Here is a 20,240-nt window from a genome sequence, read left to right on the forward strand (position 1 = left end):
TTTTACTGCCTTGCCCAGACCTAAATTTATTGTTTATTGATTTTGTTCTTTGATTAGATTTAAGGCCGAACCGGCTTTAAACCACTCAATTTGTTGCTGATTATAAGTGTGATTCAGCTTTATTACATCTGATGAACCATCGGTATGTACTACCTCAAGGGTGAGCTGTTTGCCCGGAGCAAAATCAACTAAATCAACAAAGTTAAACGTATCATCTTCTTTAATCAGGTCGTAATCGTTCTCGTTATCGAAAGTTAAACCCAGCATTCCCTGCTTTTTCAGGTTCGTTTCATGAATTCGCGCAAATGATTTTACAATTACTGCTTTAACTCCCAGATGACGGGGTTCCATTGCAGCATGTTCGCGCGATGATCCTTCGCCATAATTTTGGTCGCCAACCACAACAGTAGGAATACCTTCTGCTTTGTATTGGCGTTGAACGGCCGGTACCGCATCGTATTCACCGGTAAGCTGGTTTTTTACCTTGTTGGTTTCGCCGTTAAAAGCGTTAACAGCTCCAATCAGCATATTATTCGAAATGTTATCGAGGTGACCACGGAAACGTAACCACGGTCCGGCCATCGAAATGTGGTCGGTAGTGCATTTCCCCTGTGCTTTTATTAAAAGTTTGGCTCCAGCTATATTTTCTCCGTTCCAGGCTTCAAAAGGCGACAGCAGTTGCAAACGCTTTGATTCGGGCGAAACATTAACAACTACACCTGCGCCATCGGCTGCCGGTGCCTGGTAGCCCGGGTCTTCCACGTCAAAACCTTTTGAAGGTAATTCTTCGCCTGTAGGCAGGTCGAGTTTAACTTCAACTCCGTCTTTATTGGTAAGCGTATCGCTTGCCGGATTAAAATCCAAACGTCCGGCAATAGCCAGTGCAGTTACCAGTTCGGGTGATGTTACAAAGGCGTGGGTATTCGGGTTACCGTCTGCCCGTTTCGAGAAGTTACGGTTAAACGAATGTACAATTGTATTTTTTTCTCCTTTCTCAGCTCCGGGGCGTGCCCATTGGCCGATACACGGACCGCACGCATTGGCAAATACCTTTCCGCCAATTTTCTCGAAGGTGTCGATAAACCCATCACGCTCGATGGTGTAACGCACCTGTTCCGATCCGGGAGTAACAGTAAATTCGGCTTTTGTTACCAAGCCTTTTTCTTCAGCTTGTTTGGCAATTGATGCAGCACGCGAAATGTCTTCGTAAGAAGAGTTGGTGCAGCTACCAATTAATCCAACCGATACTTCCATTGGCCAACCATTCGCTTCTGCTTCTGCTTTCATTTTTGAAACAGGCGTGGCACGGTCGGGAGTGAAAGGCCCGTTAATGTGTGGCTCCAGTTCCGAGAGGTTAATCTCAATAATTTCATCGTAGTATTTTTCAGGGTTGGCATACACCTCCTGGTCAGCATCAAGGTGTTCTTTTACACCATTGGCCAGTTCAGCAACTTCAGCACGTCCGGTAGCCCGCAGGTAACGTTCCATACTTTCGTCGTAGGCAAAAATACTGGTGGTAGCACCAACTTCAGCGCCCATGTTACAAATGGTTCCTTTTCCTGTTGCCGAAAGCGATTTTGCGCCTTCACCAAAATATTCGATAATGGCCCCGGTACCACCTTTAACGGTAAGAATTCCGGCCACTTTCAGAATCACATCTTTGGGTGCTGCCCAGCCACTTAATTTGCCGGTAAGTTTTACTCCGATCATTTTGGGCATTTTCAACTCCCAGGCCATTCCTGCCATAACATCAACGGCGTCGGCACCTCCTACACCAATGGCAACCATTCCAAGGCCACCCGCGTTAACGGTGTGCGAGTCGGTTCCAATCATCATTCCACCGGGGAATGCATAGTTTTCCAAAACCACTTGGTGTATAATTCCTGCTCCGGGTTTCCAAAAACCTATTCCGTATTTATTAGAAACGGATTCCAGGAAATCAAAAACTTCCTTATTGGCATTTTTTGAAACTGACAGGTCGGTTTTTCCTTCCACCTGCGCCTGAATGAGGTGGTCGCAGTGTACCGTTGATGGTACTGCAGTTCGTTTTTTCCCGGAGTTAATAAATTGAAGCAAGGCCATTTGTGCAGTTGCATCCTGCATGGCTACCCGGTCGGGAGCAAAATCTACATAATCTGCTCCTCGGTTAAAAGCAGCTAATTCCTGCGCTGCAAACAGGTGAGAATAAAGAATTTTTTCTGCGTAAGTCATTGGCTTATTCAGAACAGCTTTTGCTTTGCTAACCCTTTCAGGGAGTTCTGAATATACTTTTTTTACTAAGTCTAAATCAAACATAAGAAATTTAGTTTTTTTGAAAATTGTCGGCGTATTATTATGTCGCTTTTACTAACAATAAATATCGTGAAAAGTTGCATGAATTCCTATAGAAAATTACTATAGTGTTTCACTGAAATCGATATTCTGTTGCATTAAATAAAAGATTTTATCTCCTGTGAGTTGGTAATAAATATCACATTGGCAAGCCATTTTTTACTGTTTAATAGAATGCTTTTTGAAAAGGTTAAATCCAGAAACTGCATTTTAAAATTGTGCAAAACTTGTATATTTCACTTAGCCAGTGTGTTGATGGTGTTTTATTTGTTGTTGGTTACAATTCGTTGATAGGCTAATTTAGAACTGATAATGGCCATTGGAATACCTGCTCCGGGAACAGTAGAGGCGCCCACATAAAAAACATTTTTAAATTTTTCATCGATATTACGGGGACGCATAATGCCAATTTGGTTCATGCTGTGCGACAGGCCCAATCCGCTTCCCCGATGTAAGTTAAATTGTTGTTGCCATTCATATGGTGTATAAATGGTTCTGGAAATAACATGTTTCTCAATGTTTTTGTCAATTCGTTTAGAAAAATCCTGTAGTATACTGTCTACAATTTCATCTTTATCAGACCAGTTTTGTTTAAAATATAAGTTGGGTACGGGGCAAACAAAAAACAGGCTCTCGCAACCCTGGGGAGCGCACTCCTCGTTGTGTTTTGATAAAACGTTTACATAATAGTAAGGTTTTTGCAGTGTACCCGGATTTTTCATCACATTTTCAGCGTAATCTTTATAATTGGTGCCGAGGTAATAGTTGTGGTGATTAACTTGTGGGAGCTTGCAATTTAACCCGATGTAAAAGGTAAGGTAACCCATTGTCCAGCTCATTTTATCGAGCTTTTCGGGTGCATATTTTCTGCGTTTAAAAATATTTCCTCTAAACCAGGCAGCATCCGAGTTAATAACATAATAATCGGCTGTCCACGATTTGCCATTTTGGTCGGTTAATGCTTTCAAAGTGTCGTTTGACTTTTTAAAGTCTTTAATTTCAGTATTAAAATGGATGTGTACATTATCGTTTTTAAGTACTTCAACAAAACCTTCAATAATTTTATACATTCCCCCCTTTACGTTGAAATATCCATCGTGTTGAAATTCGGTGTATGATAGCAAGCTATAAATTCCCATGGTATCAAAGGGGGTGCGCCCAAGGAAAAATGCAACAAGAGATATGATTTGTTGGGCTTGTGCAGAGGAGAAGTAGTTGGTTACGTGCTTCCAGAAACTTTTGAACAACACTGGGATATGCACCGGGTTTACGCGCATTAAAGCCCATACATATCCGGCCAGCGAATCGAAATTTTGTTTGATAACGATGTCAACGGTATCGTGAAAAAGTGCTCCTGATTTTTTAATGTAACGCTCGAATTTTTCTTTAAAATCGGGTTCAATGTCTGCAAATTGTTCAGCCAGTTTGTCAATATCTTTATACAAAAAATAGGTTTTATCGTCGCCTCTGAAATTTACCGTGTATAACGGATCGAGTTCTACGTACTCAAATGGCAGTTGAATACCACAATCCTGTGCAAATTCTTTAAACTCGTACGACATGCTAAAAAAACTGGGGCCGGTATCAAAAGTAAACCCGTCTTTTTTAATTTGGTTGAGCCTTCCGCCTGGCTGATTGTTTTTTTCCAGGATCTCAACCTGATAACCTGCTTTTACCAACCTGATTGCTGTGGCCAGCCCTCCGATGCCTGCACCAACTACCAAAACCTTCTTTTTCATTTCGTTAAAATTGTTTTCTTCAGTTGCATTAGATGAAACGCGCGATGAATTTTAATATGCCTTTCATGCTCGTTTCATTTTTCTGCCAGTTTTGTTTTTATATTCGGATATAGTTCGTCTTTCACCCATTGAAAATCCGGGGCAATTTTTAATACCTTTTCATAAATAGCTTTTGCTTTTTCGTATTCTTCCATCTCTTCATACGATTGCCCTGTTGTACTAAGTAAACTCAAATAATTCCAATCGTTTTTTAGTGAATCAGGTTCTTTTTCCATCAGTTTTATAGCCATTAAAAAATGCTCGATGGCTACTTTTTTCGACCCGCCAAATACTGCCGGCATATAAAAATAGGTATTTCCGTATTGTATGTGTGCAAAAGGCAGCTTGTTATTTAGTTGTAATGCCTGGTTTACATGTTTTACACACTGCCGACCCAATACCGGTGCTTTAAATGGATGAATGCCAATTTTAAATCCGTAAAAAGCAGCCTTGTAGGCATGGATAACAGCAGGGGGAAAACTTTGTTCTTCCAATACGGCGAGGTTGTTTTGAGCCAGATCAAGATACGTTTTGGCGGCTTGTTTGTTTCGCATACCGAGACAATAGCCAATGTAACCGTATTGGTAGTTAACCAGTTCGATAAGATAGGTTGTGTCGCGGCTTTTATTTAACTCCATACTGTCCATTACGGTTTTCCAGTTATCCATGCGGTTGCTTGTATAAGCCCGGTATATTTTATCTTTATTTGTTGCCCTCGAAAAACCAGACATTGCAACAATAAGGAGCAGAATTACTATGAAATGTTTCGTCCTTTCCATGTAAACGACTTATTTGTTTTATTTCGAAATGCTGTTGCAATGAATATACCCAGGCTTATTTGTTGCGGAATTATTAGCAGTACGTTCTTTGCTGCATTTTGCCGGCTCGTTAAACTTACCAAAATACGAATGGATAGAAAAATAATAAAATAGGTAAGCATCAAAGATTTGGGCATGGCAAGCACTACCGGAATAAATCCGAAGGTGGTAATAAGCCAGAATAAAACAGCGAGAACTGCTGAGTTGCCAAAAAACATGATAACATTTTTTGAGAACCCGTTCACCGCCTCAGAAAAAGAACCGTACATGTGGCAAGCAATGTTGTTGTTTCCCTGTAAACAGGCAATTTTAATTTTGTTCTGTTTTAAATACTGAGCAATGGCAATATCTTCAACCTTGTTATTACAAAAAGTAGCATGCGGTTGGTGCTTCCGATAGGTTTGGGCGTTAAAAAGCATAAACTGGCCATTTGCCGCTGCCATTGAAACAAAAGGAAGTACCCGAACAAAAATTAGCGGTAAAAGAGACAGCAGAATGAAGGTCATATTAGGAACAGTTATGTATTCGCCCCAGGTGCGCATTTTTTGTTTTGGGAAAATTGATAGGAGCCCTAATTTGTACCTCTGCATTTTTTGTAGTGTTGAAGTGAGAATATTGCCAGCTATGCGCACATCGGCATCAAGAAAAAGCAGATAGTCTCCTTTTGCTTTTTGTGCCAAACTATAACATCCATAATTTTTACCCAGCCATCCATCGGGCAGTCCTGAAGAATTCACGAGATGAATTCTTTTGTCATTCTGTGCAGCATTTTTTACCTGTTCGGCCGTCCTGTCAACCGACTGGTCATTAAAAACCAAAATTTCAAAATTTTGATAATTCTGCTGCAGGATATCATTTAACAAAAGGCCAATATTTTCTTCTTCGTTGCGGGCCGGAATTAAAATAGAAACCAAAGGATAGTTTTGTTCGGATTGGGCCCTTAACGGCTGGCTGAAAAAGGTATTAATTAAGACAACCCAAAGTTGTAATGCGGTAAAAATTAATATGATCCAGGCTGCTATAATCATTTAGCTATTCGGATTTTTGCGCCTGCGTATTCAGGCATTGTTGATAAAATTGGTTGTAGGATTTTTCGATTAATTCTACCTTTTTCGTGCCCAAATAAGTGCCGACATAAAAATAAGCCTGAGGCCTGGCAGTAGATAAGTAATCGACAAAGTTGGCCTGAAATATTATCTGAATTTCATTTTTTGTTCGTTCCAATATTTTTTGAATACCTTTTTCGAAAACAAAGCTGTTTTTGTGCATGCTGTTTATTTTTCCTTGTGGAAACATAAGCACCAGGTTGTTTGTATTGCCCAATAATTCGGCCGTGTAATCAAGTGTTTCAATAATTGTCCTCGATTGCTTTTTTACAGAAAAACCACCGGTATACTGAAAAAACCAGTTTTTTCGAAGCTCTTCTTCCAGCATCATAAAATGGTATTTTCTTTTAAATAATTGTTGATTGGTGTATAAGGTCCATATGCCATCCCACCAGCTAATATGGTTGCAAATTAGCAGAACAGGCAGCCCGTTGTCGTGCACCTTTCCAACGACAGAAAAGGACTGAAAACTTCGTTTCATTTTCCAAAGTACATAATACCTGAAAAACGGATCGAGGAAAAAATGATGTTTTGCCTTGATAATCAAAATTTTAATTTAAAGTTAGTAGTAGCAGTAAAAAAAATACCGCCTGAATTACAAATACATATGGTGCTATTTTATTTTTTGTGTTTATTCTAAACAGGTGTAAAAGAGCGGAAAAAGAAAGTCCTAATAAGAACCATACGAGGTAATTCTGTAGTGGAATATTTGCTGTTGAAAAACTCCACATTGCTATTTTGGGCGCCACCTGTTCTAATAAGATGTCGTAAAGTAACAGAAGAGATGCCGCCCCTGTAACTTTTATTAGCGGATGGCAATTGATTTGTTGCATAATTGCGTTTGATGTATAAACCAGCAACAACCAGTTTAGCCCAATAATCAGCGGGGTATTGGCTACCTTTATACCAAGGCCGTGTCCGTATTTGTATTCTCCAAAGATGATTCCGGTTTGTACACCTATTAATTCAATAAAAAAACTGAGCACATAAATGAGAAGGAAAATTAATACCGTTGTTTTTGAAAAAGTAGCATGAAAAAACGCTACAAAAAAGCTGCTTAATAACAAGGCGAACGGGGTTAAACGAATAAAAAAGGACTGGCTAGCAGAAAGGGACAAGCCAAGCACGCCAACGGTATAAAATACAACTAAAAAGAATACCACATAGTTAAAATGTGATTGTATTGTTGCTGCTATTTTTTTTGGGTTAATCATTCCGCTTTTCTATTTTAGAAAATTGTTCAATTAGTAGCAAGTTGCACAAAATCATGCTAAAAGCATAGGCAAAATCTTCAATCGGAATGGTAAAAAAGCGCCATCCCATATTTTCATTGTCATTATACCAAACCACTTCTTCAGCAATAAAAGAACCTGTTAGAATTCCATTCACCAGCAGAAATGGCACCAGGATTACGAGAAATGTAATAAAAAATGAACGGGGTATTTCGCTCTTACTTATTAGCGCCAATATGAGCACAACGGCCAGTTTTAAAGCAATATAAAAGGTATAGGTTTTATCGGTATTAATAATGGCAATTGCAAGGCAAAAAAGAAGAAAGGCCACCATCAGGGTTTTAGTTAAATACGAATTTAACCTGAGTTTTGGAAAGTATTCGAGAATTGATTCGTGCAAAAATAGGCTTGCGTATGGAACTACAATAAAAAACAAAATCTCTTCAAGTGGCAACGAGAATAAATTTGAGCCGGATAAATACCTTGGATTGAAGCCCCAGACTTGTTGTTTGGTAAAACGTATATCAAAAGCAATATACAGCCCAGCCACAAGCAGAATTGCCGGCAAAACCTTGTTCCAACGTTTGTAAAACTGAAGTCGTTTATCAAAACTCAGTGCAATTGGAAAAATACCTGTAGCTGTAAGTAGTATAAAATATAGTGACATTTATTTTTTTAAGAATCGGAATTGAAAGAGCAATAATCCATAATTATCAAAATCATGTATGTTTTTTCCCCTGTGGTGAGCAAGGTGTGCCTTTTGGACTGCTTTTAAATAGCGGTTTGTGGTGTGAATAAGAAACGGAATATGCAGCCGTTGATGTATCATTACATCGTGCAACAGAAAGTAGGTGAGGCCATAGGCGCTAATCCCAATTCCCAAAGCAATTAAGGCCTGCAGGTTAAATAAAAAGCCGATAAGCAAAACAATAATTGCAGGAAGCGCATAAACCAGGAAGAAGTAGTCGTTTTTCTCGAAACCCGGTTTATAAAGTTCGGTTTGCGATGCATTTTTTTTATGATCGTTTATATGGTGATCGCGGTGCCATTTCCATAAAAAACCATGCATAACATATTTATGGTTCGACCAGGCCACAAATTCCATAAAACAAAAAGCAATAATGGCAATTACGATATTCACTGCTACTGATTTAAATATTCATTTACACGTTTATATATTTTTCTGAACCACACGGTGTAATTATCCGGATTTTGAATTATTTCCTTATCCAGTTGATCGAAATCAATGTATTTCCACGCAAAAACCTCGTCGGCATCAGGTGTTGGAGTTTCATCGCTTTGCCCAATAAATACATGATCCAATTCGTGTTCCGTTAGTTCATTCTCCAGTACTTCCTTATAGGTAAAATCAAATATCTTCTTTAGGCCGGTTGCCATTCCCATTTCTTCCCTTAGGCGGCGGTTGGCTGCCTCTATTGAATCTTCCGAGGGAAAAGGGTGACTGCAACAAGTGTTGCTCCAAAGTCCGCTTGAGTGGTATTTATTGAAGGCACGTTGTTGCAAAAGCCATTGGCCTTTTGTGTTAACGATAAAAACAGAGATAGCCCGGTGAAGCTCCCCTTTTACATGTGCTTCCATTTTTCCCATCTCGCCAAGCACCTGGTCGTTTTTGTCAACCAGAATAACCTTTTCCATTTTGTTTTTATTCGTCATACAAGTCGAAGATTATAAAGTGTTTGTGCTTTTAGCATAATCAGAAGTTTTTTATAATTCGGAATTCGAACCCTGCTTTGCATAATTGTTGCGGCAGGCGTTTTTCGTAGTTTGTTGAGCAATAAACGGTAATAATAATAAGCTAACAGAACAGCCAGTTTCGATTTCCCGGGCAATTCTCTAATACCCTTGTAAGCGGTTGCAAAGTCTGCTTCAATATCTTTAACAATTCTATTCTTTTGTTCTTCGCAAAATTCTCTGTTGCTCAACTCCGAAAAATAATGTCGTCCCAAAGTTTCAGTGTCTTCGCGCAGGTCTCTCAGAAAATTTACTTTCTGAAAGGCAGAGCCGAGTTTCATTGCAGGAAGCAATAATTCATTGTATTTTTTATTATTCCCGTTGCAAAATACCTTTAAACACATCAGCCCAACAACATCAGCCGAACCATAAATATATTGTTCCGCCTCCAGTTTTGTTTTGTATTCTTTTTTTTCCAGATCATAACGCATACTTGTAATAAAAGCATCAATATATGCCTGCGGAATATGATACTTTTTTACTGTTAACTGAAATGATTGAAGAATGGGGTTTAAACTTATTCCCCGTTGAATGGCTTCTTTAAAATCTGCTTCAAATCGGTCTAAGAGATAAGACTTGTTGTATTCGTGAAAGGTATCAACTATTTCATCGGCAAACCGCACAAATCCATAAATGCTGTATATGGCATCGCGCTGCTCTTTTTGTAACAGATTTGTTGCGAATGAAAAAGAAGTACTGTAGGAAGTTGTAACAACTTTTGAGATATTAAATGCACATTTATTGTAGAACCTCATACATTAAACGGTTAAGTGTTTAATGTTGTTAATATAACAATATTAATCCAATCCAAAAAGTTGAAAAATGAAACCGGATTTACCAGAGCCTGTCTCGCTGCTGTAAAACAGAGGATTACCACTTTTGTTAAAGAAAAAATCCTGTCATTTGGACTTAAAGTAGGTCTTGAGCGTTTTAAATCCGCACAATACAAGAGTCAGGAAGCCAGCCCTGGTTCCCATCGGCCAATTTTATTTCCGTCCAGCTATTCAGCTGGTCAGTTACTTCCAGCTTCAGTCCTTCGTAAATCAGGAATAAATCGGTTCCGGTTTCGCTGGGCGAACTTTTTACTGTTACCCTTGGGCAAAATACAATGGCATGGTTGCGCTTGTTTATTTTGTTTTTTTGTTGTGCGGCATGCGAAAAGGCAAAGCCTGACAGCAGAACAGAAAAAATACCAATCCAGAAGGAGATGCGTTTTAAAGCAACCCGTTTACTAAATAGAAAGGCGCCCAAAAGCAATAAAAATAGCACAAAAGATACAATGCTTATGAAGGCCCAGGTGTCGGTTGGATATTTATTTATTACCGATTCTTTCCAACGCAGAAAAAATGGTTTTGGCAGCTCTTCAACCTTAGTTACAACGTATTGGTTGGCAATTTGCAGGTTAAAAGCCACATCTTCGTCGTGCGGAGCCAGTACCTTTGCCCGTTCGTAATTTAATATGGCGTTGTTTATGTCACCGGTTTTAAAATAGGCATTTCCTAGGTTAAAATATAATTTAGCTGATTCTTCACCGGTGGCCAGTATCTGCTCGTACGATGAAACGGCTTGCTGATATTCTTCGGTGGTGTAAAATGCATTGGCTTTTTCCCAAAGTTGCTCGTTTGTTTCCTGTGCGAAAACAAAAAACGGAACTATAATTAACAGAAATATTATAATTTTTTTCATTGTTTTCTAGCGTTTAATTTGTTTTTCAAAACGGCTCATGGTGGTTTCGGCCTTCTTATACAAATCGTGTCGTGCTTCGGCGCCTCCTACCGGGGCGTAACGTGCAAATTCGCATTGTTCTACCACTTCTTCAAAATCTTGTATCACTTCGTCCGAAACATTTTTGTCTTTAAGTTTTGATACGGCATTTTCGCGGTTAAGGTCGGCAATAGGTATGCTGAGTTTATCGCTTAAGTACCCCCAGAAAGCTTTTAATATGGCATCGTGAAATGCTTCATTATTATTCTGTTTCATGAATGTGGCAGCCGCTTTTAAACGTTTTGTTGCTACGCGGTTGGCTTTTTTGTTACGTACCAGTGCAATGTTCGCGTTCTCGCGGGCCTTTTTACGGTACACGAAATACAGCACAACAAAAAGAACGGCACTAATCAGATAGATTAAATAAAAGATGGTGCTTCCGTAAAAAGTATATCCTTTTACCTGCAACATCGCTTTGCCTGATTTAATATAGCGGATATCTTGTCCGATGAGCTGAAGATCTTCTTTTCGTAGCGAACTAACCACGGTTGTATTTTGCTCTTCGGTACCTTTTTCAACATGCAGGGTATAAGACTCGGTAGCCTTGGTGTCGTATTTCCCGGTTGCCGGGTTAAAATAGGCAAAACGGATTGGAGGAATAGTGTAGTCGCCCTCGAAACGTGGTTGAAATAAGTATTCGATGGTTTTTGTGCCGGTAGCACCATTGTTTGTTGCCGAAACATTATCGGTTGTTCGCGGGTCGTAAACTTCAAAATCGCTTGGTAATTCAAGCTTTGGCGAACGAACAAGACGAATGTTGCCGTTACCCGAGATTCTAACTTTTAGTGTTACCGCATCGTTGGTTGAAACATTGGTGCTGCTTATTTCTGAGCTTAACTGGAAGTTCCCCACACCACCCATAAAATGAGCTGGTGCTGTTGGCAGGTCTTTAACATTAACGGCAACTGCATCGCTGGTTACGCGGGCTTTAACTGTACGGTAGTTATCAAAAAAATCATCAAAAAAGCTTCGGGCTTTTACCCGTTGGCGTACCAACAGCGCCATGCTAAAAGGCTCAATAGTTAAACGTCCGTTTTGTTGCGGGAACAGGATGGTTTTTTTCAGAATTCCAACCTGGTAAATCTTGTCGTTATATACCTCGCGTGTAAAATTGATTTGTTGCGGAATTTCAATGTCCTGGGTATAAAAACCTTCATAAGTAGGCAGGTTTACATCATCAAAACCATGTATGGGTACGTTAGGATTGACATACAATTTAACTGTGGCAATAATTTGCTCGCCCCGATAAACATTACGCTTACTCAAATCAACACGTACAAAAAGGTTGTCTTTGTCCAGGTCAATGTTTTGAGTTGTTCCTTGTTCTGCCTGGCTGGTTCCACTTTGTGCCGGGGTTGAAGCTTGTGCTTTTACCACCTGAATAGTTAGCGAGTTTGATTCAAATACCTTTCCGTTTACTTCCACAGAGGCCGGTCTGACTTCGAATTTACCTTCGGCCCTGGCACGAAGGATATAGGTGTACGAATAGGTAATTTCGGTGGTGGTTTTACCGTTAATAGTTTGTATACTGGTTGATTGGCCGGTGCTTGGCCCCATCAGAATCTGGAAATTGTCGCTCAATCCGGGCGGAAGTTGCAGGTTGCTTCCGCGGTCGTTAAGCTGAAAACTTAATCGGAATTGCTGGCCCATTTCAACCGCATTGGGCGCCGACATGGTAAAGCGGGTTTGTTCAGCCCGGGCAGCTATCGCCACACAAACAAAAAATATATATGTTATCAGTTTTTTCATCATCCTTTCAAAGCCTACAAAATTATTGTTTTTGTTTAATTGCTTCTGTCCGTATTCTTTTAATCAACAATCCTTAAATTAAATATCATCCTGTTTAGCTACCACTCTTTTTCCGATCGCGAACGTTTGGCTTTTGCTGCCTTGGCTTTTTTTACTTTGTCCTGAATATCGCGTTCGTCGTTTTGCAAAGCCTGTAACAACTGCTCGGCATCTTGTTTGGATATTTTATTTTGCTGTGGTTGCTGTTGTTGCTGCTGGTCTTTATTTTGGTCTTTATTTTTGTTTTGATCCTGATTTTGCTTATCCTGGTTTTTGTTCTGGTCTTGCTGATCCTTATTTTGATCCTTGTTCTGGTCTTTGTTTTGGTCCTGGTTATCTTTATTCTGATCGTTTTGATCTTGATCCTGGTCCTTATTCTGGTCTTTATTCTGATCCTTGTTTTGATCCTGGTTTTGTTGTTGCTGTTCTTGTTTCTTTTTCAGCATTTGTGCATAGGCCAGATTGTATTTGGTTTCAATGTCTTCAGGGTTTTCACGCAAGGCCTTTTTGTAGGATTCAATACTTTCGTCGAGTTTTTCCTGCATTAACTGTGTGTTACCCAGGTTGTGGTTTGCCCGTGCCCGTTCCAGCGGATCTTCCATTTTTTCGGCCAGTTCCGAGAATTTTCCTTCCGCATCTTCAAATTTTTGTTGTTTATACAAGGCATCGGCCAGGTTGTAATTCCATTTTAAGTCCTCAGGTCTTTTTTCCAGTGCTTTGCGGTATTCGGTTTCTGCATTACTGAATTTTACCGAATCAATACGCATGGTATCGCGCACGGCTTCCATAAAAAGTTTGTTTCCACTGCGTACATGCTTTCGTTCGTTTTGTCCGAAAACAATTCCTGAAATTGTTAGCAGAAATAGTATGAAATATATTTTTCTCATTGTACCTGTACTTTTTTACTCGTAATTGGTTGTTTTGCTCTTCTGTTTGTCGGCTTCCGGCTCTCCTTTTTTTATCCAAACAACTTAATATGTTTCAAATACTTGTTTTTACGTTCAAGAATTACAAATTCAAGCAACAATAAAAACAACCCCAGTGCAAAGAAATACTGAAACTGATCGTCGTACTCGGAGTAGCTACGTGTTTCCATTTCTTGTTTTTCCATTTTGTTTATTTCGTCGAACAAGGCATTTAGCCCCACCTGGGCATTGTTTGCCCGCACATAAATACCACCGCCGGCTGCTGCAATTTGTTCCAGCATCTGTTCGTTTAGCTTGGTAACAACAACATTGCCGTCCCTGTCTTTCAGGTAATCGGTTTGGCCGTTTCTGAAAACCGGTATTGGCGAGCCCGATGGCAGGCCCATTCCAATGGTGTGCACAATGGCACCTTCATCCAAGGCAGCCTGTGCCGATGCCAAAGCATCGTCTTCGTGGTTTTCTCCGTCGGTAATAATTACAATGGCCTTATTGGCTTCGCCGTTTGGCGTAAACGATCGACGCGCCAATTCAATAGCTGCTCCAATGGCTGTACCTTGTTTAGGCACTATCTGGGTGTTTACCGAGTTTAAAAAAAGCTTGGCTGAGTTATAGTCGCTGGTAATAGGCAATTGCGTGTAAGCATCGCCGGCAAAAACAATCAAACCAATTTTGTCATCTTTTAAGCGGTCAACCAATCGCGAAATGGCTCTTTTGGCACGCTCCAGCCTGTTGGGTTGAATATCTTCGGCCATCATACTGTTCGAAACATCAAGGGCAATCATTAATTCCACCCCTTCGCGTTTTTCTGTTTTTAACTTCGAACCAAATTGCGGACGTGCAATTCCAACAATAAAAAACGCCAAAGCCAGCATCAGAATAATAAATTTAACAACTGGCCTGTTGCTTGAACTGTAGGGCATTAACTGTTGCAGGATTTCTTGCTGCCCAAACTTTTTAAGTGCCCGTTTTCGCGCAATACGCGACCATGCAAAAAACAGTGCAAACAGTGGAATTATTAGCAACCCCCATAAATATTCGATATTTCCAAACCTAAACATTTCCATACTCACTCCATTCTTATGGGATACTTCTAAAAATTGTTAATCGCAGAAACAAACTTATTATCAAAAACAGTGCCCCTATCAAGGCAAATGGCATAAATTCTTCCGATTTACGGCTAAACTCGCGCACTTCTATTTTTGATTTTTCCAAAGCGTCTATTTCTTTATAAATCTCTTCGAGCTTGGTGTTGCTGGTTGCCCTGAAATATTTTCCATCGGTTAACGATGAAATCTCCTGCAGTGTTTCTTCATCAATTTTAACGGGCATATCGCGCAGCTGCACGCCAAACTGTGTTTGAACCGGGTACGGGGCAGTTCCGATGCTTCCCACCCCCACGGTGTATACTCTTATTCCAAATGTTTTAGCAATTTCGGCTGCAGTAACCGGGGCTACTTCTCCGCGGTTATTTTCGCCATCGGTTAGTAGAATTACTACCCGGCTAATAGCTTCACTGTCTTTTAAGCGGGCAACCGATGTGGCCAGTCCGTTACCAATAGCCGTTCCATCTTCGATCATGCCGCTTTCAATATCTTTAAACAGGTTTAACAATACTGCGCGGTCGGTGGTTAGCGGGCACTGTGTAAATGCCTCGCCGGCGAAAACTACCAGTCCCATGCGGTCGTATTCGCGTCCCGAAATAAATTCCATTGCCACATTTTTAGCTGCTTCCAGCCGGTTGGGCTGAAAATCCTGTGCCAGCATCGAGCTGGAGATATCAAGGGCAATAACAATGTCAATTCCTTCGGTTTCGCTTTTTTCCCAGTTTTTCGACGACTGCGGACGCGCCAACACCACCACAAAAAATGTAATGGCTATTAACAGGCAGATAAATACCAAATGGCGTAAGTAGTGCCTGATAGTTTTTGGGGCCTTTAATACCGAAGCAGTGGATGAAACCTGGATGCTTGCGGTAAATCTTTTCTGCCTGAAAAGATACCATGCCACCATGGGTATAAGCACCCATAAAATATGGAACAGTTCAGGGTTTTTAAATGTTAATCCTTCAAACATCTTTCTCTATTTTATCTCAACTTCTTCAATATTCTCATCATTCTCCGAATTGTCTTTCCCTTTGGCCTCCACTTTCTTCTGCTCTTCCTTTTTGGTGTCGTTAACAAAAAAGTAGGCATTCATTAACGAAACATTGTCGTCGTCGGGTAGTGGCTGGAATTTGGCAAATTTAACCAGGTCGGCCAGTTGCAACAGCTGGGTGAGGTTGCCAAAGTTTTTGTCGCTAACCAATCCTTTTTGCACACGGAAACTTTCAATCGTTTCATCGGAGGTTTGTTCAAGGGCCCTAATGCCAAACCGGTCTTCGATGTACTCGCGAAGTGTATCAGTAAGTTCGCTGTAATATTGTTTTGTTTTGCCCTTTTGCCATATTTTTTCCGCTTTTATCCGGTCGAGTTCGCGCAGGGCAACAATATGTGCCGGCTCTTTGGGCTTAACCGGCCGTGCAAATATTGGTTTATTATTTTTCTTCCGTTTTATCGAATAGAGCAGGAAGAAAATAATAGCCCCAATAAGAATAACCCCCAGTATGTAGGGTGTAACTTCTTTTAATGTTAAAGGTGCACCATAAGGCATTTTTATATCGGTTGGGCCTTTGGTGGTATCAATTTCCATGGTGTAAACATTAAGCGTAACGCCGTTGCTTGGTATGGAATCGATAGTGCCGTTAAGGTCTATTTTAAACCAGTAGGGGGGAATTCGGTAACTGCCGCTGTCGAAGCTGGTTATGGTGTACGACTGAATTTGTTTAATGAATTTTTCATCGTCCAGTTCAAAAGTGTCAACTCCCGAGCGACTAATTACTTCAATTAAATCAACAATTGTATCGGGAACCACCGGGAACTGTACGTTCACATCTTTGGGGTGGTTTACCTCGATAAATAATTTAACCTGGTCGCCAATAAGAATGTTTGCAGAATCGAGCCTGGCTTCAGCTTTTATGCGCTGCGCCTGCACGTTCGTGGCAAACAAAAACAGGGTAAAAACAAATAATATTTTTAATTTCAATTTCATTTCAATCTATTTTAATGCCCGTTTCCTGAACAAGGTCATTAATGATTTTACATAGTCTTCGTTGGTGTTAATCGATACATAATCAACTCCACTTTTCTTAAACATTACATCCAGCTTTCCTGTGTGTTTAATCCACCAGTCGGCATAAAGTTTTCGTGTTTTTCGCGAGCTGCTGTCTACCCATACATAATTTCCACGTTCGGCATCTTTTAGTTTTATCATCCCAATAGCGGGAAGCTCTGTTTCTCGCTCGTCGTAGATGTTTAGAGCTACCATGTCGTGTTTGTTATTGGCAATAGACAGGGCCATTTCCAGCTCCTTGTTGTCGTCCATAAAGTCGGAAATTACAAAGGCTGTACAACGTTTTTTTATGGCATTGGTAAGGTAACGTACTGCTTCGGTAATATTGGTTCCGTTACTTTCCGGGTGGAAGTCGATTAATTCGCGAATAATACGCAGAATGTGGCTTTTCCCTTTTTTCGGTGGAATAAATTTTTCGATTTTATCGGAAAAAAAGATTACCCCGATTTTATCGTTGTTTTGAATGGCAGAAAACGAGAGAATTGCAGACAGTTCGGTGATCACATTTTTTTTGAGTTTTTCGAAAGAGCCAAACTCGCGCGAGCCACTTACATCGATAAGCAGCATAACGGTAAGTTCTCGTTCTTCTTCAAATATTTTAACATAAGGATGACTGTATCGTGCGGTAACATTCCAGTCAATGTTCCTGATATCGTCGCCAAACTGGTATTCGCGCACTTCAGAAAATGCCATACCTCGTCCCTTAAAAGCACTGTGGTATTCACCCGCAAAAATATTGCGCGATAAACCACGTGTTTTTATCTCAATCTTCCTTACTTTTTTTAGTAAATCACTTGTTTCCATCCGGATCGTTTAATATTCAGCGTTTAAATTTCAGTGCCATCCGTATGCTTTGCTTGATTTTTAAATCGGCAATACCTGGCTGGCAACTGTTATTCGTTTTAACTAATTTCTGACTCGCTGATTATGGTACCTCTACTTCGTTTAAAATATCGGTAATTATATCTTCCTGGGTAATGTTATTTGCTTCAGCTTCATAACTCAAGCCAATACGGTGGCGCAATACATCGGGGCAAACCGCACGTACATCCTCCGGAATAACATATCCGCGACGTTTAATAAAGGCAAAGGCTTTAGCCGCTTGCGCCAGACTAATTCCGGCCCTTGGTGAGGCTCCGTAAGCTATCATGTCGGCATATTTCTCGAGCTTGTATTCGGCAGGTTCGCGGGTGGCAAAAACAATGTCAACAATGTACTTCTGAATTTTTTCATCCATATACACATCTTTTACCACATTGCGTGCTTTTATAATATCTTCCGGCGAAAGTATTGTAGTTGTTTCAGGGAACTGAGCCAGCAGGTTTTGATTGATAATCTGGCGTTCCTCCTCTTTTTTCGGGTAGTTGATAACAACTTTAAGCATAAAACGGTCAACCTGTGCTTCGGGCAGCGGATAGGTACCTTCCTGTTCAATGGGGTTTTGAGTGGCCATAACCAGGAATGGTTCGTCGAGCTTAAATGTTTCGTCGCCAATAGTTATCTGGCGTTCCTGCATGGCTTCAAGCAGGGCCGATTGCACTTTTGCCGGAGCACGGTTAATCTCGTCGGCCAGTACAAAATTGGCAAATATTGGTCCCTTTTTAATGCTGAATTCTTCTTTCTTCTGGCTGTAAATCATGGTTCCTAAAACATCGGCCGGAAGCAAATCAGGTGTGAACTGAATACGCGAAAACCTGGCACTAATGGTTTGCGACAAGGATTTAATGGCCAGTGTTTTTGCCAGCCCCGGAACACCTTCTAAAAGAATGTGGCCATTGGAAAGTAAGCCTATCAGCAAACTTTCAACCAGGTGTTTTTGCCCAACAATTACCTTGTTCATTTCCATCGAAATCATATCAACGAACGAACTCTCTTTCTGAATTCTTTCGTTTAGTTCTTTAATATCAACTGCTTGATTCATTTCCATCTGTATTTCTTATAATTTTAATCTTTCAATGCTGTTATCTGTTTCATTGGTTGTTATAGTACCCGGAAGCCTGAAGACCCAAGACGTGAGAGGTTTTCTGTGTCCGAATAAAGTATAACCCGAATGAAATCTTGTTACTTGCCTGTCGTTAAAAAGGCTTGTTTCTAAAAAACCAATCGTCTAATTTTTCGAAAGCACGAAATTAAACGATTGCAAATATAAAAAGGCTTTAAAATTGTTAAAAAATTTTAAGTCCATAATTAGAATAAATCCTGATGTATAAGCTTTTTTAAAAAAAAACTCATTTCTACTTTGATTTTTAAAAAAGGAACAGTGTTGTTATCAACAGCAATAGTAAGTTTTGATTTTAAAAAGTGGTGTGTTATTGTATTTGCTGTACACAAATAGAGTTATCTGATTAAGAAGTAGGTTGATTAAATTTTAAAAAGTTTTGACTGAAACTAACACTGTTTTGTTAGCAAGAAGCAATTACAAAAGTGGCCGCGCTTTGAGTTTTACTTAATTTTAGCATCTGAATTTTACAAACTCTATACTCTAATTAATACAGTCTGGTTAACATGGAAGAAAGATCTCAACTTCGTTTTGATCTTCAAACACGTATTTTGTACAAAACTTATTCCGGAGAACTAAATGCACAGGTTGTAATAAATGCCTGGGAGGAAGATTTTGAAAGGAATGAGGTGCCTGACGTTTTTGTCGGATTAATTGTTGATTACAGAAAGGCCACGATTAAGGCCGATTTAAAAGAACATGCTTTGGTTGTGGAATACTACCGGAAACACTCAGGTGTTTTTGGTGGGAGACGCATAGCTATCGTCGTTCAAGATCCAAAAGATATTGTTTTCACTATTCTTTTCGAAAAAAAATCGAAAGGATTAATGGTGCGGAATTTTAACACAATTGAAGCTGCTGAGCATTGGATTTTGAGTTAAAAAAAGCTGCTGTTCTTTCAAATTGAACAGCAGCTTTTTGTTAGGCAATTTTAATTTCCCTCTCGGGTTGCGGTTTTACCTCTTCGCGCTTCGGCAAAATTATTTTTAAAATACCGTTGTTGTATTTTGCCGAAATTTTTTCGCCAAGCACTGCATTTTCGGCAACCGTAAACGAGCGTTGAAATGATTGATAGCTAAACTCGCGGCGGGTATACCTGTCTTTCTTTTCTTCACTTTCGTTTTTCTTTTCCGATGAAATGGTAAGCACATTGTTTTTAAAATTTACTTTAAAATCGTTCTTTTCCATTCCCGGAGCAGCTACCTCGATAATAAAATCATCATCTGTTTCTTTTACATTAACTGCAGGCAACGAAGTGTTGGTGCTCGAGAAATTGTTGTAATCCCAATCCATCAATTCATTGTTAAAAAACCGGTCAAAGAATGATGGAAAATTTGGTTCGTTTCTTCTTGCTAATTTCATGGCAATTTCCTCCTTTAACTTTTTGGTTAAACAATAAATGAACGTTTCTGAAAGACCTTTTGCAAATGGCGTTCCGAGTTAAAAATTCTGAAAAAATTGCAGGCTTATGTGTCTGAATGACATGGTGTTTGAGGTGTTTTGGCTTGTGTTGCTGATTTTCAGAAAAGTAGGGTCTGTCAAATTTTCACCAGAAAAACCTTTATTGTTCAGCAACAA

Annotated in this window: 20 protein-coding genes; 1 reads left to right on the top strand and 19 read right to left on the bottom strand. The window is 39.9% G+C overall.

Annotation, left to right across the window (positions count from 1 at the left end; translation table 11 throughout):
* Nucleotides 1-33: 33 nt before the first annotated feature.
* The 18 genes from QZ574_RS13810 to QZ574_RS13895 all read right to left on the bottom strand — a co-directional run bounded on the left by QZ574_RS13810 (nucleotide 34) and on the right by QZ574_RS13895 (nucleotide 18,518).
* A complete protein-coding gene (locus tag QZ574_RS13810; protein ID WP_297090484.1) occupies nucleotides 34-2,295 on the bottom strand; it encodes an aconitate hydratase in 2,262 nt (753 codons plus the stop codon).
* Nucleotides 2,296-2,594: 299 nt separating this feature from the next.
* A complete protein-coding gene (gene crtI / locus QZ574_RS13815) occupies nucleotides 2,595-4,070 on the bottom strand; it encodes a phytoene desaturase family protein (RefSeq protein ID WP_297090486.1) in 1,476 nt (491 codons plus the stop codon).
* Between the two features lie 74 nt (nucleotides 4,071-4,144).
* Nucleotides 4,145-4,888, bottom strand: a complete 744-nt coding sequence (locus tag QZ574_RS13820) for a tetratricopeptide repeat protein (protein WP_297090489.1) — start codon at nucleotides 4,886-4,888, stop codon at nucleotides 4,145-4,147.
* The gene (locus QZ574_RS13825) at nucleotides 4,864-5,955 is read right to left on the bottom strand and encodes a glycosyltransferase family 2 protein (protein WP_297090491.1); all 1,092 of its coding nucleotides are present in this window, start codon (nucleotides 5,953-5,955) and stop codon (nucleotides 4,864-4,866) included. Before QZ574_RS13825 ends, QZ574_RS13820 begins: the two co-directional genes overlap by 25 nt.
* A 4-nt stretch (nucleotides 5,956-5,959) precedes the next feature.
* Complete coding sequence (locus tag QZ574_RS13830; RefSeq protein ID WP_297090494.1) at nucleotides 5,960-6,580, bottom strand: lysophospholipid acyltransferase family protein; 621 nt, start codon at nucleotides 6,578-6,580, stop codon at nucleotides 5,960-5,962.
* Nucleotides 6,581-6,584: 4 nt separating this feature from the next.
* Complete coding sequence (locus tag QZ574_RS13835) at nucleotides 6,585-7,247, bottom strand: carotenoid biosynthesis protein (RefSeq protein ID WP_297090495.1); 663 nt, start codon at nucleotides 7,245-7,247, stop codon at nucleotides 6,585-6,587.
* Complete coding sequence (locus QZ574_RS13840) at nucleotides 7,240-7,932, bottom strand: lycopene cyclase domain-containing protein (protein WP_297090497.1); 693 nt, start codon at nucleotides 7,930-7,932, stop codon at nucleotides 7,240-7,242. The genes QZ574_RS13835 and QZ574_RS13840 overlap by 8 nt, the downstream gene beginning before the upstream one ends.
* Complete coding sequence (locus tag QZ574_RS13845) at nucleotides 7,933-8,406, bottom strand: hypothetical protein (protein WP_297090500.1); 474 nt, start codon at nucleotides 8,404-8,406, stop codon at nucleotides 7,933-7,935.
* Between the two features lie 2 nt (nucleotides 8,407-8,408).
* Nucleotides 8,409-8,939, bottom strand: coding sequence for an isopentenyl-diphosphate Delta-isomerase (gene idi, locus QZ574_RS13850; RefSeq protein WP_297090502.1), 531 nt, complete (start codon nucleotides 8,937-8,939; stop codon nucleotides 8,409-8,411).
* A complete protein-coding gene (locus QZ574_RS13855) occupies nucleotides 8,936-9,772 on the bottom strand; it encodes a squalene/phytoene synthase family protein (RefSeq protein ID WP_297090504.1) in 837 nt (278 codons plus the stop codon). Before QZ574_RS13855 ends, idi begins: the two co-directional genes overlap by 4 nt.
* A 175-nt stretch (nucleotides 9,773-9,947) precedes the next feature.
* Nucleotides 9,948-10,703 carry a tetratricopeptide repeat protein gene (locus QZ574_RS13860; RefSeq protein ID WP_297090506.1) on the bottom strand — a complete coding sequence of 252 codons (756 nt, stop codon included), beginning with the start codon at nucleotides 10,701-10,703 and terminating at the stop codon, nucleotides 9,948-9,950.
* A 6-nt stretch (nucleotides 10,704-10,709) separates the two neighbouring features.
* Nucleotides 10,710-12,533, bottom strand: coding sequence for a BatD family protein (locus tag QZ574_RS13865; RefSeq protein WP_297090508.1), 1,824 nt, complete (start codon nucleotides 12,531-12,533; stop codon nucleotides 10,710-10,712).
* A 95-nt stretch (nucleotides 12,534-12,628) separates the two neighbouring features.
* A complete protein-coding gene (locus tag QZ574_RS13870; protein WP_297090510.1) occupies nucleotides 12,629-13,456 on the bottom strand; it encodes a tetratricopeptide repeat protein in 828 nt (275 codons plus the stop codon).
* A gap of 71 nt (nucleotides 13,457-13,527) precedes the next feature.
* Nucleotides 13,528-14,559 (bottom strand): VWA domain-containing protein, encoded by a 1,032-nt coding sequence (locus QZ574_RS13875; RefSeq protein ID WP_297090511.1) that lies wholly within the window; start codon nucleotides 14,557-14,559, stop codon nucleotides 13,528-13,530.
* Nucleotides 14,560-14,572: 13 nt separating this feature from the next.
* Nucleotides 14,573-15,568 (bottom strand): VWA domain-containing protein, encoded by a 996-nt coding sequence (locus QZ574_RS13880; protein WP_297090513.1) that lies wholly within the window; start codon nucleotides 15,566-15,568, stop codon nucleotides 14,573-14,575.
* A gap of 6 nt (nucleotides 15,569-15,574) precedes the next feature.
* A complete protein-coding gene (locus QZ574_RS13885) occupies nucleotides 15,575-16,582 on the bottom strand; it encodes a hypothetical protein (RefSeq protein ID WP_297090515.1) in 1,008 nt (335 codons plus the stop codon).
* Between the two features lie 6 nt (nucleotides 16,583-16,588).
* Nucleotides 16,589-17,467: a DUF58 domain-containing protein gene (locus QZ574_RS13890; RefSeq protein ID WP_297090518.1), complete on the bottom strand. Its 879-nt coding sequence runs from the start codon at nucleotides 17,465-17,467 to the stop codon at nucleotides 16,589-16,591.
* A gap of 121 nt (nucleotides 17,468-17,588) precedes the next feature.
* A complete protein-coding gene (locus QZ574_RS13895) occupies nucleotides 17,589-18,518 on the bottom strand; it encodes a MoxR family ATPase (protein WP_347841594.1) in 930 nt (309 codons plus the stop codon).
* A 650-nt stretch (nucleotides 18,519-19,168) separates the two neighbouring features.
* Between QZ574_RS13895 and QZ574_RS13900 the strand changes: the two genes are divergently transcribed.
* Nucleotides 19,169-19,543, top strand: coding sequence for a hypothetical protein (locus tag QZ574_RS13900; protein WP_297090522.1), 375 nt, complete (start codon nucleotides 19,169-19,171; stop codon nucleotides 19,541-19,543).
* Nucleotides 19,544-19,583: 40 nt separating this feature from the next.
* Here QZ574_RS13900 and QZ574_RS13905 read toward each other — a convergent pair whose 3' ends face one another.
* Nucleotides 19,584-20,024, bottom strand: a complete 441-nt coding sequence (locus QZ574_RS13905; RefSeq protein WP_297090523.1) for an Hsp20/alpha crystallin family protein — start codon at nucleotides 20,022-20,024, stop codon at nucleotides 19,584-19,586.
* Between the last annotated feature and the right edge of the window lie 216 nt (nucleotides 20,025-20,240).

The sequence above is a fragment of the uncultured Draconibacterium sp. genome (assembly GCF_913063105.1).
Lineage (GTDB): Bacteria > Bacteroidota > Bacteroidia > Bacteroidales > Prolixibacteraceae > Draconibacterium.

Excerpts from the sequence above, each read along its gene's own strand:
- QZ574_RS13810 (WP_297090484.1), bottom strand. The coding sequence starts at position 2,295 with ATGTTTGATTTAGACTTAGTAAAAAAAGTATATTCAGAACTCCCTGAA.
- crtI (WP_297090486.1), bottom strand. The coding sequence starts at position 4,070 with ATGAAAAAGAAGGTTTTGGTAGTTGGTGCAGGCATCGGAGGGCTGGCC.
- QZ574_RS13820 (WP_297090489.1), bottom strand. The coding sequence starts at position 4,888 with ATGGAAAGGACGAAACATTTCATAGTAATTCTGCTCCTTATTGTTGCA.
- QZ574_RS13825 (WP_297090491.1), bottom strand. The coding sequence starts at position 5,955 with ATGATTATAGCAGCCTGGATCATATTAATTTTTACCGCATTACAACTT.
- QZ574_RS13835 (WP_297090495.1), bottom strand. The coding sequence starts at position 7,247 with ATGATTAACCCAAAAAAAATAGCAGCAACAATACAATCACATTTTAAC.
- QZ574_RS13840 (WP_297090497.1), bottom strand. The coding sequence starts at position 7,932 with ATGTCACTATATTTTATACTACTTACAGCTACAGGTATTTTTCCAATT.
- idi (WP_297090502.1), bottom strand. The coding sequence starts at position 8,939 with ATGACGAATAAAAACAAAATGGAAAAGGTTATTCTGGTTGACAAAAAC.
- QZ574_RS13855 (WP_297090504.1), bottom strand. The coding sequence starts at position 9,772 with ATGAGGTTCTACAATAAATGTGCATTTAATATCTCAAAAGTTGTTACA.
- QZ574_RS13860 (WP_297090506.1), bottom strand. The coding sequence starts at position 10,703 with ATGAAAAAAATTATAATATTTCTGTTAATTATAGTTCCGTTTTTTGTT.
- QZ574_RS13865 (WP_297090508.1), bottom strand. The coding sequence starts at position 12,533 with ATGATGAAAAAACTGATAACATATATATTTTTTGTTTGTGTGGCGATA.
- QZ574_RS13870 (WP_297090510.1), bottom strand. The coding sequence starts at position 13,456 with ATGAGAAAAATATATTTCATACTATTTCTGCTAACAATTTCAGGAATT.
- QZ574_RS13875 (WP_297090511.1), bottom strand. The coding sequence starts at position 14,559 with ATGGAAATGTTTAGGTTTGGAAATATCGAATATTTATGGGGGTTGCTA.
- QZ574_RS13880 (WP_297090513.1), bottom strand. The coding sequence starts at position 15,568 with ATGTTTGAAGGATTAACATTTAAAAACCCTGAACTGTTCCATATTTTA.
- QZ574_RS13885 (WP_297090515.1), bottom strand. The coding sequence starts at position 16,582 with ATGAAATTGAAATTAAAAATATTATTTGTTTTTACCCTGTTTTTGTTT.
- QZ574_RS13890 (WP_297090518.1), bottom strand. The coding sequence starts at position 17,467 with ATGGAAACAAGTGATTTACTAAAAAAAGTAAGGAAGATTGAGATAAAA.
- QZ574_RS13895 (WP_347841594.1), bottom strand. The coding sequence starts at position 18,518 with ATGATTTCGATGGAAATGAACAAGGTAATTGTTGGGCAAAAACACCTG.
- QZ574_RS13900 (WP_297090522.1), top strand. The coding sequence starts at position 19,169 with ATGGAAGAAAGATCTCAACTTCGTTTTGATCTTCAAACACGTATTTTG.
- QZ574_RS13905 (WP_297090523.1), bottom strand. The coding sequence starts at position 20,024 with ATGAAATTAGCAAGAAGAAACGAACCAAATTTTCCATCATTCTTTGAC.